General features: G+C 33.3%; 16 protein-coding genes and 1 pseudogene. 14 read left to right on the forward strand and 3 right to left on the reverse strand.

The features are described 5' to 3' along the window. Nucleotides 1-150 precede the first annotated feature (150 nt). The 10 genes from JNUCC51_RS22850 to JNUCC51_RS22895 all read left to right on the forward strand — a co-directional run bounded on the left by JNUCC51_RS22850 (nt 151) and on the right by JNUCC51_RS22895 (nt 7,912). Nucleotides 151-957 (forward strand): aminoglycoside adenylyltransferase domain-containing protein, encoded by an 807-nt coding sequence (locus JNUCC51_RS22850; protein WP_337989905.1) that lies wholly within the window; start codon nt 151-153, stop codon nt 955-957. Nucleotides 958-1,160: 203 nt separating this feature from the next. After that, nucleotides 1,161-1,718: a cysteine hydrolase family protein gene (locus JNUCC51_RS22855; protein ID WP_337989906.1), complete on the forward strand. Its 558-nt coding sequence runs from the start codon at nt 1,161-1,163 to the stop codon at nt 1,716-1,718. 128 nt (nt 1,719-1,846) lie between these two features. Then, nucleotides 1,847-2,320, forward strand: a complete 474-nt coding sequence (locus JNUCC51_RS22860; protein WP_337989907.1) for a GbsR/MarR family transcriptional regulator — start codon at nt 1,847-1,849, stop codon at nt 2,318-2,320. 11 nt (nt 2,321-2,331) lie between these two features. Beyond that, nucleotides 2,332-3,150, forward strand: a complete 819-nt coding sequence (locus tag JNUCC51_RS22865; RefSeq protein WP_337989908.1) for an alpha/beta fold hydrolase — start codon at nt 2,332-2,334, stop codon at nt 3,148-3,150. Between the two features lie 25 nt (nt 3,151-3,175). Next, nucleotides 3,176-3,736 carry a DUF1697 domain-containing protein gene (locus JNUCC51_RS22870; RefSeq protein ID WP_337989909.1) on the forward strand — a complete coding sequence of 187 codons (561 nt, stop codon included), beginning with the start codon at nt 3,176-3,178 and terminating at the stop codon, nt 3,734-3,736. A gap of 239 nt (nt 3,737-3,975) precedes the next feature. After that, nucleotides 3,976-4,296 carry an ArsR/SmtB family transcription factor gene (locus JNUCC51_RS22875; protein ID WP_337989910.1) on the forward strand — a complete coding sequence of 107 codons (321 nt, stop codon included), beginning with the start codon at nt 3,976-3,978 and terminating at the stop codon, nt 4,294-4,296. An 83-nt stretch (nt 4,297-4,379) separates the two neighbouring features. Further along, nucleotides 4,380-5,303 (forward strand): DMT family transporter, encoded by a 924-nt coding sequence (locus JNUCC51_RS22880; protein WP_337989911.1) that lies wholly within the window; start codon nt 4,380-4,382, stop codon nt 5,301-5,303. 484 nt (nt 5,304-5,787) lie between these two features. Beyond that, nucleotides 5,788-6,093: a hypothetical protein gene (locus JNUCC51_RS22885; RefSeq protein ID WP_337989912.1), complete on the forward strand. Its 306-nt coding sequence runs from the start codon at nt 5,788-5,790 to the stop codon at nt 6,091-6,093. Between the two features lie 25 nt (nt 6,094-6,118). Further along, on the forward strand, nt 6,119-6,811 hold the full coding sequence (locus JNUCC51_RS22890; protein ID WP_337989913.1) for an ABC transporter permease: 693 nt from the start codon (nt 6,119-6,121) through the stop codon (nt 6,809-6,811). 357 nt (nt 6,812-7,168) lie between these two features. Continuing rightward, nucleotides 7,169-7,912, forward strand: coding sequence for an amidohydrolase family protein (locus JNUCC51_RS22895; RefSeq protein ID WP_337989914.1), 744 nt, complete (start codon nt 7,169-7,171; stop codon nt 7,910-7,912). Between the two features lie 147 nt (nt 7,913-8,059). Here the strand turns inward: JNUCC51_RS22895 and JNUCC51_RS22900 are convergent, their stop codons facing one another. After that, complete coding sequence (locus JNUCC51_RS22900; RefSeq protein ID WP_337989915.1) at nt 8,060-8,959, reverse strand: DMT family transporter; 900 nt, start codon at nt 8,957-8,959, stop codon at nt 8,060-8,062. A 119-nt stretch (nt 8,960-9,078) separates the two neighbouring features. On the opposite strand from JNUCC51_RS22900, the pseudogene JNUCC51_RS22905 reads away from it, so the two are divergent. The 3 genes and pseudogenes from JNUCC51_RS22905 (at nt 9,079) to JNUCC51_RS22915 (ending at nt 11,828) form a co-directional block, all read left to right on the forward strand. Next, nucleotides 9,079-10,488: pseudogene (locus JNUCC51_RS22905) on the forward strand (aminotransferase-like domain-containing protein). A gap of 34 nt (nt 10,489-10,522) precedes the next feature. Continuing rightward, complete coding sequence (locus JNUCC51_RS22910) at nt 10,523-11,149, forward strand: DUF3267 domain-containing protein (RefSeq protein WP_337989916.1); 627 nt, start codon at nt 10,523-10,525, stop codon at nt 11,147-11,149. Nucleotides 11,150-11,576: 427 nt separating this feature from the next. Then, nucleotides 11,577-11,828, forward strand: a complete 252-nt coding sequence (locus JNUCC51_RS22915; protein WP_337989917.1) for a hypothetical protein — start codon at nt 11,577-11,579, stop codon at nt 11,826-11,828. A 135-nt stretch (nt 11,829-11,963) separates the two neighbouring features. Here JNUCC51_RS22915 and speG read toward each other — a convergent pair whose 3' ends face one another. Beyond that, nucleotides 11,964-12,479, reverse strand: coding sequence for a spermidine N1-acetyltransferase (speG, locus tag JNUCC51_RS22920; RefSeq protein ID WP_049664852.1), 516 nt, complete (start codon nt 12,477-12,479; stop codon nt 11,964-11,966). A 567-nt stretch (nt 12,480-13,046) separates the two neighbouring features. On the opposite strand from speG, the gene JNUCC51_RS22925 reads away from it, so the two are divergent. Beyond that, nucleotides 13,047-13,220 (forward strand): hypothetical protein, encoded by a 174-nt coding sequence (locus JNUCC51_RS22925; protein WP_337989918.1) that lies wholly within the window; start codon nt 13,047-13,049, stop codon nt 13,218-13,220. 154 nt (nt 13,221-13,374) lie between these two features. Here JNUCC51_RS22925 and JNUCC51_RS22930 read toward each other — a convergent pair whose 3' ends face one another. After that, nucleotides 13,375-14,253: a DMT family transporter gene (locus JNUCC51_RS22930; protein ID WP_337992282.1), complete on the reverse strand. Its 879-nt coding sequence runs from the start codon at nt 14,251-14,253 to the stop codon at nt 13,375-13,377. Between the last annotated feature and the right edge of the window lie 79 nt (nt 14,254-14,332).

Genomic DNA, 14,332 nt, shown 5'->3' on the forward strand with positions numbered 1-14,332 from the left:
CGAAGCGAAGCGGCTCATCGGACGCCCCCAGGAAAGCGCCCAGTCGGAACGGAAATCAACCCTACACTTTGATGATAACTGCATAATTAATGGAAAATATAGCGAGTGTTTTGGTAATATAAGTATTATTTGATTAAAAGGAGAGTTTTTATGAATTCTAGAGTTCCTACTCAAGTTCGAAAAGTTTTAAATGAATATATAACACTATTTCAAAGTAAAATACCGAATACGCTTGAAGGGTTCTATTTACATGGCTCAATTGCTCTTGACGCTTACATAGACGGTTCTAGTGATATCGATTTTATTGCCGTAGTTAATAGATCCTTAACCGAAGAAGATGTGAAAGTAATATCCAATCTACATAAGGAATTAAATCAGAAATATAAGGAAATTGGGATGGATGGAAGTTATTTACTAGTTGCTGATGTTGGGAAAAAACAAAGTGAGGTAAAAAATTGTTTAAAGGTAAATGAAGGCAAAACAATATGGGGTAAGGATGATATTAACCCAATTACTTGGTGGATTTTAAAAAATAAAGGGATCACCATTATAGGACCGGATATAGCTATATTTAACTTCAGTTTAGATGAGAGAGTACTTGGTGATTATGTTTTAGAAAATATGAACAGTTATTGGTCAAATAGATTGAAAAAAATAAAAAAATATAAAGCCTTTTTGATACCAAATAATTTAGTTGATTTAGAAGTAGAGTGGTCAATAACAGGTATATTACGACAGTTTTACACACTGCAAGAACAAGATATTGTTTCAAAAGTAGATGCTTGTAAATATGCATTACATCATTTACCTGAAGAATTTCACAATATTATTAATGAAGCAATCAGTATTCGTGAAGGGTCCAATATACGCTATTGTAATTCGAAAAAACAACGTATTGATGACACTATTCAATGCATGACTTATATACTTGAGCATTGTAATAGTGTCAAAAATTAATGAAATGATGTGGTTTGAAACGTTCTATTTTACCTGCTATTACCTTTTGTGGGAAAGTGATAAAATTAATTAGTCTTAAATGACAATTTCATTTAGGGGGTAGATATTATGATTAAAAATTATGTTAACGTGATAAGTAAAAAGGGGAAACCATCTAATTAATAATTATATTGCGTTTCCTCAAATTGAAAGGGGAAAATTATTTGAAACAAACACTACTTATTATTGATGCTCAGCAAGAATTAATGGATGGCAATGAGAAAGAGAAAGCAGTTTTTAATAAAGAAAATCTAATTAGAAATATTAATTTAGTCATTGACAAAGCAATAAAATCTAATGTTCCGGTTGTCTTTGTAAGGGATCGCGATGTTGCTGAAGGTAAGGGGACAGGGTTCGATATTCATAATGGCATTCGTGTACCTAAGGACGCAAAGATTTTCGATAAAAAAGCAACGAATTGTTTCCATGGGACGGGGCTGCTAAATCATTTACAATCTCAAGAAATTAAACATGTTGTTGTAATGGGCTGTTCGACACAGCACTGTATCGATAGTGCTGTAAGAACTGCGACTATTAATGGTTTGGATGTCACGTTAGTGGGTGATGGTCATTCAACAGCGGACAGTGATATTTTAGGTGCAGAACAAATTATAAAGCATCATAACAATACACTTCATGGTCATTACAACGTCGAACACTTTTCTGTAGTTAGAAAATCAGAGGAAGAATTGTTTCAACCTACACATGATTCTTACCGATAAGAAAAAATGTATAAGGGCACTCATATTTATGGGTGTCTTTTTTTGGTGATAATACCTAAATCTAATTTACAAATTGCATTCAGTATGTTTAATATATATTAAACGCATTAAACAATAAGAGGTATACTATGAAAAACATAATATTAAATGATGAACAAAAGGTATTAATTGAGGATTTTGGAACTTATATTGAGTCCACAGGTGGTGCAAGGTCACTAGGTAAGATATGGGGATACTTGTTGATATCAGGTGCTCCAAAGTCACTCGATGATATGGTGAACGATTTGCAAATTAGTAAAGGAATGGCATCATTGTCCGTTCGACAAGGTGTTCAAATTTCTTTATTTCGTAAAGTAGGGATTCCTGGTAGCAAGCGAGATTTTTATCAACTGCACTCAGACGCATGGACATCGACTTTGCATACGAGTATTGCACAAGGTGCGATGATGGCACAATATTTGCGTAGAGCAAAAAATTTAGTTCTTGAGGAACAAGCTGTATCATCAATCGATGAAAGTATCGAGTTTTTTGAATTTGTTATCCAACAGACAAAGAAAATTTTAGTTCAGTGGGAAGAGCGAAAAGGTGATAATAAAAAGTAAGGGGATATTTTATGCCAAAAGTAAAAGCGAACAATATCACAATCCATTACGAAATTAAAGGTCAAGGAACGCCCATATTATTTTTACACGGCAGTGGTGCATCATGGAAAATGTGGAAGCCTCAATTTGAAGCATTCTCTTCAAGCTATCAAATGATTATGCCTGATTATAGAGGACATGGTGATACAACAAAGGAATTCCCGAATAATAAATATGATCATCATATTATTGTGGAGGATATCAAATGTTTTTTAGATGTACTTGGAATTAGCAAAATTCATGTCATCGGTGTTTCTCAAGGCGGTCAATTGGCTACTCTACTTGCAATTAAATACCCAACATATATAGATAAACTAGTAATCTCCAATAGTTATAGTGAGATGCCAACCATTGCGGCAAGCTGGGTACTGTCGATTTCAAATTTTATATTTAGTCTGCTTCCATACAGTACAATAATTAATATTATGATGAAATTTTATAAGGAGGATCCTTATACTCAACGGATTTTAAGAGAGTCTTTTTCAATTGATAAGAAGATGTTGCTTGCAATGAAAAAAGCACCTTTTCCAACTCATACTGATAAATTGCATCGAATAAAGTCGCCTACGCTTGTAATGGGTGGTGAGGGAAAAGTTATTACGGGAATAGATGAAGGGAAAGGATCTCGGATTATTTTTAACCATATTCGAAATGTAAAACTAGCATTATTTAAAAATGCATTCGACCCATTAAGTACGATGCGCCGAGATATTTTTAATGAGATGATTATTGATTTTCTAGAGGATCAGCCTTTGAAGCAATATAAGGATGTAACTATTTTTAGTAAATAAAATGTAAATAGAAAGGCGGGATAGTATGACTATATATATTGCATTCCTAAGAGGTATTAATGTAGGTGGGCATAATAAAATCATTATGGCAGAATTAAGAAGTTCTCTTGAGCAACTAGGATTACATAATGTGAAGACTTATATCCAAAGCGGAAACATCCTTTTTGAATCAGACGAAGTTGAGGAGCTTTTGCAAACGAGAATTCACGATAAAATTAAAGTGGATTTTGGGATATCCAGTGTTGTTGTCATTAGGACTGCAGAAGAATTACAGCAAATTGTCAGTCAATCACCTTTTTCAGATCAGCTGATTTCAGAAGCTGTTCAATCATGTAAAGGGGAATGCCTGCATGTTGCTTTGTTGCCGTCAGCCCCTTCGAAGGTCAATAGTGACAAGTTTTTATCCTATGCAAACGAAAGAGAACTAAGTGTCATAGATGGAAGAGATGTTTATCTTTTATTATATGACAGCATTCGAAACTCCAAACTCGGTAATAACCTAATAAAGCTTGAAATTCCAGCAACTGTCCGTAATTGGAAAACACTAATGAAGCTTTCAAGTATGGTTGATGAATTCAGACATTGATACCAAGTATGAAAATTTATTTTATGGTTTATTTGGAATTTAATAGAATAATATGCTAAACTAGTAATGTCATGGTTAACAAATGAACACGCATAAAAATGACTAGGTAATCACAATTTTTTGTGAGCCTAGCTTTTTTATTTAGATGATTTATAGTGAAAATGATGGGAATCTTGACAAATTATGATTTTTAATTAAAAATAAATATGTTTAAAAATTTAAACATAGGGATGGGTATTATGGGAAATTTTAATTGCAATAACAAAGAACAAGTTTTAGAGAAGTTTAAATTATCAACCCCGATTTTCCAAGCACTTGGTGATGTTAATCGTCAACAAATCATTATGCTCTTACTGACAAATGAAAGCCTAAATGTTAATCAACTAACAGAAAGAATAGAGCTTTCTAGACCAGCTGTTTCTCATCATTTGAAAATTTTAAGACTAGCTGGGTTGATTACTTTTAACCGAAATGGGAATGAAAAATACTATTCATTGAGTTCTAATGAGTTTCTAAAACAAATCAAAGAGCTAATTCAGTCTATTGAGCAAAGCTATTGATTTGTTCTTTTTTACAGTTAATGTTCATATGTTTAAACTTTTAAACATATGATCGTTATTCAAAAGATTAGGAGGATAAAAAAATGGAGAATAAGAACAAAAATCAATCAAAAAACATGTATTTATTAATGTTGCTCGTTCCATTATTTTGGGGTGGAGCATTTGCGACAGCGAAGCATGTTATTACGGAAGTTCCGCCACTTGTTGCAGCTACATTACGTTTTGGCATAACTGGAATAATACTCGTTATAATCACAACAATTCAGAAAGAATGGCAATGGCAAGTAATCAGAAATCGATGGAAAGGTTTATTATTTATTGGATTTGTCGGAATTTTTGGTTATAACGCTTTCTTTTTTACGGCATTGAAGTATACTTCTGCGACAAACGGTGCCTTAATAATAGCTGCGTTGCCTGTATTCACGATGCTAGGGGCCGTCATATTTGGTAAAGAAAAATGGAACAATAAAGCTGGAACAGGTCTAGCTATATCGATGATTGGAGTAATTATTGTTATCGTCAAAGGGTCACTTTCTGATTTGTTTTCTCTTGCTTTTAACTTAGGGGATTTGCTTTTTGTTGGGGCTCTTTTATGCGGAGTTATTTATGCATTATTGGGTGAATCCATGCTTAAAGGTATACCAGTGATATTATCGAATACTATTATGATGTTATCTGGTGCTGTTTTCTTAGCAATCAGTACAGTATTTGAGGGTGGTTGGAGTCAAGTAGTCGGTATGTCGGTTCAAAGTTGGATTGAAATGTTTTATATGGTTGTATGTGGGACATTGATAGGCTATGTTATTTTTAACAAGGGTGTAGAGAGCTTAGGAGGTAGTAAAGCGAGCTTGTATTTGAATTTGACGCCTATTGTCGCAACATTACTTGCAGTTATTGCTTATGGTAGTTCAATTACATTGATACAAATCGTTGGGATGGTAATGGTGCTGGTAGGTGTTTATATTGCTACTAACAAGACAGACCAAAGTAATAAAGCACGAAGTTAGGTATAAGCGTAATAGAGAATACATAATTTTATGTTGAATTGAGTAAAGAACCGTAAAAACTTCTGTATTAACAATTAACCATCATTTAATATAAACTTTTCAAAAGGTAAACTGAACTAAAGATACCAGGTACTCAATAATTTGAGCCTGGTATTTTTTTAATAAAGTTATTTTGAACTGCACTTCAATTATTAGTAAGTGTTCTAACATTTTTTTTGATTATACATACAAGAAATCTTTAAATTAATAAATTTGTAAGGAATGAGAAAGAAAAAAGAGATGATCGATTCGTACAATTAAGTACATGAAAGGGGTCGTTTCAGGTGTAAATATGTATGTGAAAAAGGGTGAAATTCTATTGCTTCTTTAGATCGATTGTGCTGGAAGGATATCAATTCATGTTAGCTACTGTCGATTAAAAATATCAATAAAATACATAGCTCTTTAGAAGAAAAGGCTTAATAAACGAACGGAGAGAGAATCCATGTTTAAACTGCTGGAACTAGGATGGAAAAAATATCATTTATCTAAATATTTTACAGGAATAATCATTTTTATTATGGCAACCTATTCTGAGGATAGTATTGTACCGTCTGGGTTTAAAGTTGTAAGTGGACTGATGTTTTCAGAGTATATAGGACAAATGCCATTATTGAATATTCTTTTTAAAACAATATTGACGATTGTTTTAGCTATTATTTTATTACGTTTACTAATTAATGAATATAAGAATAGTTATGGTCTACCAATTTTCAACATCTTGAATATTGTTTATATTATTATGCATTAACTAACTGAAGAGGAGAAATGGTTCTATGCTACATCTACTAAAGCTGGAAATGAAGAAATTTAACTTAGGTTGGTATGTCAAAGGTGCGATGATCGCAAACATCATTATAACTGCAGTAGTGTGCTCCGTTATTTATATAGCACAGAGAGAAGGGGATATACCCATTTCAACTTATCAAGATGTTTATGTACTCATTGGCGCAAGTGTGAGGGCAACGTTTATTGTGTTTGCCTCTGTATTAATTGCGAAACTAGTTATCGAAGAATATAAAAACAGAACAATTTTGATTATGTTCACTTATCCTGTTAGTCGTAAGAAACTGATTGCTAGTAAACTGGCCTTGATCGCTTTTTTAACATTCATGACTATGATGTTGTCAAATATTGTTGTAGCCGGTCTGTTTTCAATCATTAATATTTATTTTCCTATCGTTCCATTTACATTAACTGCAAACCAGTTCATAGGTGAAGTCATAAATATTATACCTTTTGCTATTGCCACAACAGGAACAAGCTTAATTCCATTGTATTTTGGGATGCGTAATTATTCTGTTCCGGCCACTATTGGTTCATCTCTACTTGTGGTAGCAATCGCTTGTTATTATAACCCAGAAATGCCCTTGGTGAACTTCATTCCGCTTCAATTGGGACTAGCTGCAGTTGGAGTTATAATTGCGTATTTAGGTATTCGTAATATTGAGAACGTGGATGCGATGTAATTTGAAGTAAGTAAAAACGGTATTAGTAATGAATATTTGTACTTACATTAAAAAATGGAGAGAGAGAAGGCAACAAGAAATGGGAATGATTATAGGCGTATTTTTGTGTGTAATTTTATTATTAAGCAGCATGATATTAGTTTGGATAAGCAAGAGAAAGCAATATGGATTATGATTGCAGGTTATAGTGCGTTAATTATATCTGGAAGCACAAGTAATTTTTGATGGAGGAATATTTGCATTACTATAACGACTAGAGTACGCTAGATGATAAGAATAAATTATAGGTTTATATAAAAAAACATAAATTTTCTTTATGCTTTTTATTTGATAACGTAAAAGTAAGGAGGCGGAAATATGAGAATTTTTGATGCACACTTTCACATTATTGATTTTGATTACCCTATTACTGAAAATCAAGGATATGTACCACCTAGCTATGTTGTAGAGGATTACCAAAAAGAAACAGCAGCTTATAATATTGTCGGCGGTGCAATTGTATCAGGTTCTTTTCAAGGCTTTGACCAAGCTTATTTAGTGAATGCTTTAGAGAAAATGGGATCTGCATTTTGTGGTGTTACGCAGCTACCATTTTCGGTGACAGATGATAAGATTATGGACTTACATAAAAAAGGTGTTCGTGCACTACGATTCAATGTGAAACGTGGCGGCTCCGAAGATTTAACGAAGCTCGATTATTTTGCGAGACGTGTTTATGATTTAGTTGGCTGGCATAGTGAATTATATATCGACGCAAAAGAATTGTCTGAAATTGCACCAACGATTGAAAAATTACCAGCGATTTCAATTGATCATTTGGGGTTATCTGAGGAAGGCTTACCTCATTTGTTACGCCTCGTAGAAAAAGGTGTACGAGTAAAGGCTACAGGTTTTGGTCGTGTGGAGCTCGATGTAAAACATGCTTTGAAATCAATACATGCTGTCAATCCAGAGGCGTTAATGTTCGGCACAGATTTGCCGTCTACACGAGCGAAAAGACCTTTTACTTATGCAGATATCGAACTAATTCAAGAATTGTTTGATACAATATCAGCGGAAAAAATTCTTTATCAAAACGCGATGAATTTTTATTTCAAGTGAGTTTTTTCGCATCTAAATCGCTAATTGCCTTTCACCTCAAGTGTGAAAGGTTTTTATTATGTGAAAGGTTAGAAAATGCCTCTTAAAAAATGAAAACAGGTATGGAAATAATACCTGTTGTAATGATCAATGGAGCAATTATTCAAGTTAGTTTATACTTTGCGCATTAATAACATCTTCTTTCTTTATGTTTGAAATAAATACACCTATTAAAGTAACCAAGCCACCTGTTATGGCTGAAGAATGTGGAACTTCACCAAGCCAAATCCATGCGATAAGAAATGCAAAAACAGAAGTTAAATAAAGCGTACTTGTAGCTTCAGCTGCTCCTGTTCGTGAGGTAACATAGGCTAGCGTAAAATAAGGAATGATTGTTGGGAAAATTCCAAGATACAAAGTGACTAATGTTGCATTTAACGGCGCATTCAAAATTGCTTCACCAAGGCCAGGTGAAAAAAGTAACATAAAAATAGTACCTGACCAAATCGCGTACATTGTGAAGGGAATAGCTCCGTATTTTTCTAGGTAACGATGCTGAAAAACAAAGTAAATACTTTCTGAAAGGGATGCTACTAAAACGATAATAATCCCCGTATTAAAAGAAAAACCTTCTGTTGAACCTCCAACTGTAATAAATGCTACACCAGAAAATCCAAGCAACGAACCTACCCATCCCCATAATCCAAGCTTCTCACGATAAAAGATTACTGCTAATAAAGCGGTGAATATAGGGGTAGTTGAAACAAGTAAACTTGCAACGCCAGCACTAATCGTTTGCTCTCCGTAATTTAGCGCTACTTGATACACGGTGAAACCTAAAAAGCCAAGAAATAAAATAATGGGAATATCTTTTAACGCAGGTAAAGGAGTTTTTGTAATAATTGCTATGATTATTAATACAAATGAGCCGACTAATAATCGTAAAAGTGATATATGTTCAGGTGAATATGCCGTCAATGCCACCCGTATTCCTGGAAAAGCTGTTGCCCATAAAATGATTGTTATGAAATGAGCCGAAATAATCTTAATATCTAATGTTTTTAACATGAATACACCTCTTTATCCAACCAATTAAATTCATGTTTTCAATATTAATAGGATTTTGGTAAAATTTCTCCAACAGGTTAAAATAATAAAAACCAACCAGTTCAGAAGAGGGCATACATATGAAAAAACCAAAATATCAATTAATTATTGATTTTATAAAAGAAAAAATTGCTAAAGGGGAGTGGGCAATCGGCAGTCCCATACCAAGTCAACGTAATCTGGCAAAACAGTTTGGGGTTAATCGTAGTACGGTTATTACAGCATTAGAGGAACTAATGGCAGACGGGCTACTGGAAGGTAAAGCAGGGAAGGAAACAGTCGTCACTAATAATACTTGGACTTTGATGGGTGCAAAATCTTCAACTAACTGGAATGAAAATGTCACTGTAGGCATTCATAAACCTAGTGTTTCAATGGTGCAGGAGATTAACGAAGCGGAATCGAATACGAATCTTATTCAATTGAGTAAAGGGGAGCTATCACCTGAGATGTTCCCGTTAGAAGAGATGAAAGTCATCGTGCAGAAGGTTTCGAATCATTTAACCTCATTTGGCTATGAAGAGCCAAAAGGAAATATAAAATTACGCCAAGCAATTAGTGACTATTTAAAGGTAAGAGGAATAGAGGCTTCTACGTCGTCCATTCTTGTAGTTTCTGGTGCGCTCCAAGCCTTACATCTAATTTCAATCGGACTCCTAAAAAGAGGTTCGACGGTATTGTTAGAAATGCCCTCCTATCTTTACTCGTTGACTGTTTTTGAGTCTGCAGGGATGGAGCTGCAAGGATTAACGATGGATAATGAGGGAATTATTATTGATTCCATTTATCCGATAAAGGAAAAAGGGAAGAATATTTTATATACGATTCCAACCTTCCATAATCCAACAGGTGCCTTAATGGAGGAAGACAGACGCAAGAAATTAATTGCATACTGTGAAAGAGAGCAACTGCCAGTTATAGAAGATGATGTGTACCGTGATTTATGGATTGATAATCCACCACCTATACCATTGAAAGCAATGGACCATTACGGAAATGTATTATATGTTGGGAGTTTATCAAAAACCATTAGTCCAGGATTACGCATTGGCTGGATAGTTGGTTCGGAGTCAGTCATTAATCGATTAGCAGATTTAAAAATGCAATCCGATTATGGATCAAGCACGCTTTCTCAGCTAGTTGCTGCAGAGTGACTATCTAGTAATTTCTATGATGATCACCTTCATAAAGTAAGAGAACAACTTAAGACTCGTAGAAAAGTTGCTTTAGAAGCAATGGACAAATATTTGAGTCCTTATGCTACATGGGACATCCCAAAAGGTGGATTGTTCATATGGGTTAAAATAAAACCTGAATTTAAAGTGAAAAGACTATTCGAAAAAGCATTATCCAACAATATTCTTCTAAATCCCGGTAGTATTTATGCTGAAAAATCGGGACAGTTTATACGAATCTCTTATGGCTATGCTTCACTCGACGAAATTAACGAAGGCATTTTTCAATTAAGAGAAATTATTAAAAATCAATAGATTGTAAAGCTCGTGATTTAGATGGAGGGGTTAAATGAAATTACTATACAAATTGCCAAAAAGTAACCCAAATCTACATTTAGATTTAATTAAAAATGGTTGGATTCCAATGAAAGAACCTAAAAATTTAATAAGTGCTATATTGTTATCTATCCCTTTAATGATTGTCGCTTCAATGATCTCTATTGGGGTAATAAATATTTTTTCTAGTATTTCTTGGAGAGATTTTGGATTTACATCCGGTGGAATATCAATAAACATTAACTTAAGCGTTATTTTGGGGATAGTCCTTCTATTAATAATTCACGAATTACTTCATTTGATGTTCATTCCTAATTTTATGAAATCGGAAAAAACTTCTGTAGGGCTTACTCTATTCGGAGCTTTTGTAATGACGGAAGAGAAGATTTCAAAAGCAAGATATATGTTCATTACTATTGCTCCTTTTATAATTATTTCAGTAATTTTCCCGCTTATTTTAAGTATATATGGACTATTAACTTCGACAATAAAATTCTTGATAATACTAAACTCAATGGGATCGTCAGTGGATTTACTAAATGTTCTACTAATAATGAAACAAGTACCGAAAAATGCAACTTTAACAAGTAATGGAGCAAACACTTATTGGAAAAACGCTCAGACTGAACAAGAAGGGTAAAGAGAAGTCATCTTAAAAGGAATAATATCGTTATAGAAACATATGAAAGAGGAAGAAGAAATAAAATCAGCACGAATGTTTAGTATTTTAAATTTATTAGTTAATCATCAGTTAATTTCATAAATTGAACTTCAATAATATTCTTTTCAATAGACGCTGTTAGAACATATGTGCGAGGTCATGATTGGTTAACAGTAGATGAATTACTAAAAATGTCGAGACTCACTAATTGAATCAAAAAGCATCCATAAGGCTACATTGCTAACAAAGTGGAATGAAGATTTGTATGGAAGAATAATTATTCAAAAAAAAGGGAGATTTATAGAGTAGAAAATAGTAAAATATACAAGCTGATAGCAAAAGAGTATTTGTTTGGGAAATTTACGTGTGTAAACGAAAATGAACAAACACTTCGAGGTTTTGTCAGATGGATAATGAATTAAACGTGAAGGTGGGATTATTGGAAGTGTTTATTGTGGCAATATTGATTACATTAATTTTCGGCAGTATTTCTTATATGCTGTTGAAGCATCCTGAGGGTGCTATACAGATGAGTTCCTTTTCAGATGAATTCAAAAAGAAACCATTTTTTAAAATGTTCCTAAAGTTTATGGGTTGGTGGTTTTTATTACTTGTGATAGCAGCGTGGATTGTTGCAATCATCTCCTTGTTTGAATGAGGTTATTAACTTTTTGAGGAAATTTGACTGAATTTAAAAAAGTCGTAGTGAAGTAATATGCTACAGCTAACAATTGATAATGCCCTTCTATGACGTTTCATATAAGCAATAAAAAACATAGAAGGGCAAGTATAGCTATATTTGGTTATTAAACTCATATTGGAATATACACATGCGAAGGGCGTCTCGATATTTACCTTCAGTAAAAAATTCTTCTTTAAGTTCTCCCTCAATATGGAATCCAGCTTTTTTATAAATGTAAATGGCTTTTTCGTTTTGTTTATCAACAATTAAATATAGTTTGTGTAAATTTAAAATATGAAAGGCGTATTTCATTGCCAAAATAGTAGCAGAGTAGGCATATCCATTTCCTTGAGAATTAGGATCAATAATAATTTGAAATTCTGCATTGCGATGGATCAGGTCAATTTCAACTAATTCCACGAGCCCAAGAATTTCCTTTTCTTTTTCAACTATAAAACGTCTTTCACTTTGTTTATGAATATGCTTTTCAAATAAATCCTGTAGTTCTACAAAAGATTCATAAGGTTCTTCAAACCAATATGACATGATTCTAGAATCATTATTTAATTTATGAACATATTTTAGATCTTCTCTTTCTAACGGTCTTAATTTGATACTTTCTGACATAATCAATGTTCCTCCTAAATTTATCAAAGAATGTTTTTCATACAAACAATTATTTCAGTAATACACTATAAGCTCTATAGTAACTATATAGTCAAGAAACTAACGAAAAAAATACTTTTCAGAGATAAATGGTAAAATCAGGGGGAGGCAGTCCGGAAAAGGTATTGCCTCATTTCTTCAAACCACTGTATCGCGGGGAGTACTCGTAATAATCATTTGGTCTTGAATTAACGATTGCTTTGCATATTTTTTTCTTACACGGAGGCGATATTTCGGCAGCAAATGATTCTGAAGGTGGTATATAATAAATGGGCGAATTCTAATTCGTTAATCTTTTGAAGGGTGAGCTAAAGGCTAGAGAAATAGAAATTCGTACGATAGTTTTTAGCGTGATTGCTTAGTTATGATACACCTCCGTTTTCTCTGTCAAACCCGTTTTATGTACCTAAGGAAAGGTGTTAGTGACTCTGTCAAAAACACACAGGGAGATTAATAAATACTTTAAGTAGCGCCCCTTTGGACAAGTATATAATACAAATTTAGTAAAAAGAAGGTAGATTAATATTTATGTTCGCAGGATTTGAATGGTTCCCTAAAAAATGGGGAAAAAGAAAAGTTTCGGAGCGGTTTCTTCAAGCAAAATTTACTGAAGAAGGTAAAGGGATTACGATTACTACATATGCTATTGATTTATATATAATATCTATTCCTTTAGAAGTGAAAAAATATAATTCACTTTAACTTATTTCAGCGGGTTTCCAAACATCTGTAAATTGCAGGCCTAAGCACAAAGCCTATTCCAGACGCAATTGTGCCAGGCATAATTGATTTTCGATAGAGTGTCAACAAATTGTGTTGACACTTTTTCTATACTACTACTATTAATGTTTTTGTCTTAATTTGAAAGGGAGGTATTTAAGAAAGTTGCTTTATTTTTAAAATGGGTAAATAAATAACATCCCATAATGACAATCAATCCCCCAATCCCTTGAGTCAAAGAGATGCTCTCTCCTAAAAATAAAAATGCTAGAAGTGCAGTGAAAATCGGATTGAAATTAAGGAATACACCAGATGTTGTAGCCCCTAATTTTTGAATTCCAATGCTCCAAAGAACCATACAAACGACAGTGGAGATAAATCCTGTATATAAAAGTGATAGAATAAAAGAATGATTACCATTAGAAATAGTAAAATCATTAAGGTTAAACGGCAATAGTACAAGAAGTCCAAATATTCCTGAATACAAATTAGACATTAGTGGCGAGGTAGTTTTCATTGCCCATTTACTACAAACAGAATAAATTCCCCATACACATACAGCTGCAAGCATCCATAAATCACCTACATTAAAATGAAAAGATAATAATAGGCTGATATTCCCTTTTGAAAGTACGAGAAGAACACCGAACAGGGAAAGTAGCATTGCAAATGCTTGGAGTATATTAATCTTTTCCTTTAGAAAAACAAATGAAAAAAATGCAATTGAAATAGTATTTAATGTTGAAATAAGGCCAACATTCGTCGACGTAGTTCTTTCCAATGCTAAAAATTGAAAGATATTGAACAATACTACACCTGAAACGCCCATTAAAAATAAAGGTAGAAGGGCATCTCGAGAGGGAAGCAATCTTTTTTCTTTCCACCATACTATTGGAAAAAGTACAGCGACGGCAATGATCCATCTTAGGCTCGTTAATGTTAAAGGAGAGGCATGATCCACAAGAGATTTGGCAACTACAAAATTGCCTCCCCAAAGTAAACTAGTTAAAAGCATTAATAAAACATAGACATTCGTCAAATCACTATCTCTCCTTTATTTCCTGTATGTATAATTGAGGTTTTGGATAAAAGAA

This window comes from Lysinibacillus sp. JNUCC 51, from assembly GCF_015999525.1.
Lineage (GTDB): Bacteria > Bacillota > Bacilli > Bacillales_A > Planococcaceae > Lysinibacillus > Lysinibacillus xylanilyticus.

Bases quoted from the DNA above. Each gene is read 5' to 3' on its own strand.
- JNUCC51_RS22890 (WP_337989913.1), top strand. From the start codon at position 6,119: ATGCTACATCTACTAAAGCTGGAAATGAAGAAATTTAACTTAGGTTGG.
- JNUCC51_RS22870 (WP_337989909.1), top strand. From the start codon at position 3,176: ATGACTATATATATTGCATTCCTAAGAGGTATTAATGTAGGTGGGCAT.
- JNUCC51_RS22925 (WP_337989918.1), top strand. From the start codon at position 13,047: ATGTTCGCAGGATTTGAATGGTTCCCTAAAAAATGGGGAAAAAGAAAA.
- JNUCC51_RS22865 (WP_337989908.1), top strand. From the start codon at position 2,332: ATGCCAAAAGTAAAAGCGAACAATATCACAATCCATTACGAAATTAAA.
- JNUCC51_RS22850 (WP_337989905.1), top strand. From the start codon at position 151: ATGAATTCTAGAGTTCCTACTCAAGTTCGAAAAGTTTTAAATGAATAT.
- JNUCC51_RS22885 (WP_337989912.1), top strand. From the start codon at position 5,788: ATGTTTAAACTGCTGGAACTAGGATGGAAAAAATATCATTTATCTAAA.
- JNUCC51_RS22860 (WP_337989907.1), top strand. From the start codon at position 1,847: ATGAAAAACATAATATTAAATGATGAACAAAAGGTATTAATTGAGGAT.
- speG (WP_049664852.1), bottom strand. From the start codon at position 12,479: ATGTCAGAAAGTATCAAATTAAGACCGTTAGAAAGAGAAGATCTAAAA.
- JNUCC51_RS22875 (WP_337989910.1), top strand. From the start codon at position 3,976: ATGGGAAATTTTAATTGCAATAACAAAGAACAAGTTTTAGAGAAGTTT.
- JNUCC51_RS22930 (WP_337992282.1), bottom strand. From the start codon at position 14,253: ATGCTTTTAACTAGTTTACTTTGGGGAGGCAATTTTGTAGTTGCCAAA.
- JNUCC51_RS22880 (WP_337989911.1), top strand. From the start codon at position 4,380: ATGGAGAATAAGAACAAAAATCAATCAAAAAACATGTATTTATTAATG.
- JNUCC51_RS22895 (WP_337989914.1), top strand. From the start codon at position 7,169: ATGAGAATTTTTGATGCACACTTTCACATTATTGATTTTGATTACCCT.
- JNUCC51_RS22900 (WP_337989915.1), bottom strand. From the start codon at position 8,959: ATGTTAAAAACATTAGATATTAAGATTATTTCGGCTCATTTCATAACA.
- JNUCC51_RS22915 (WP_337989917.1), top strand. From the start codon at position 11,577: ATGGATAATGAATTAAACGTGAAGGTGGGATTATTGGAAGTGTTTATT.
- JNUCC51_RS22910 (WP_337989916.1), top strand. From the start codon at position 10,523: ATGAAATTACTATACAAATTGCCAAAAAGTAACCCAAATCTACATTTA.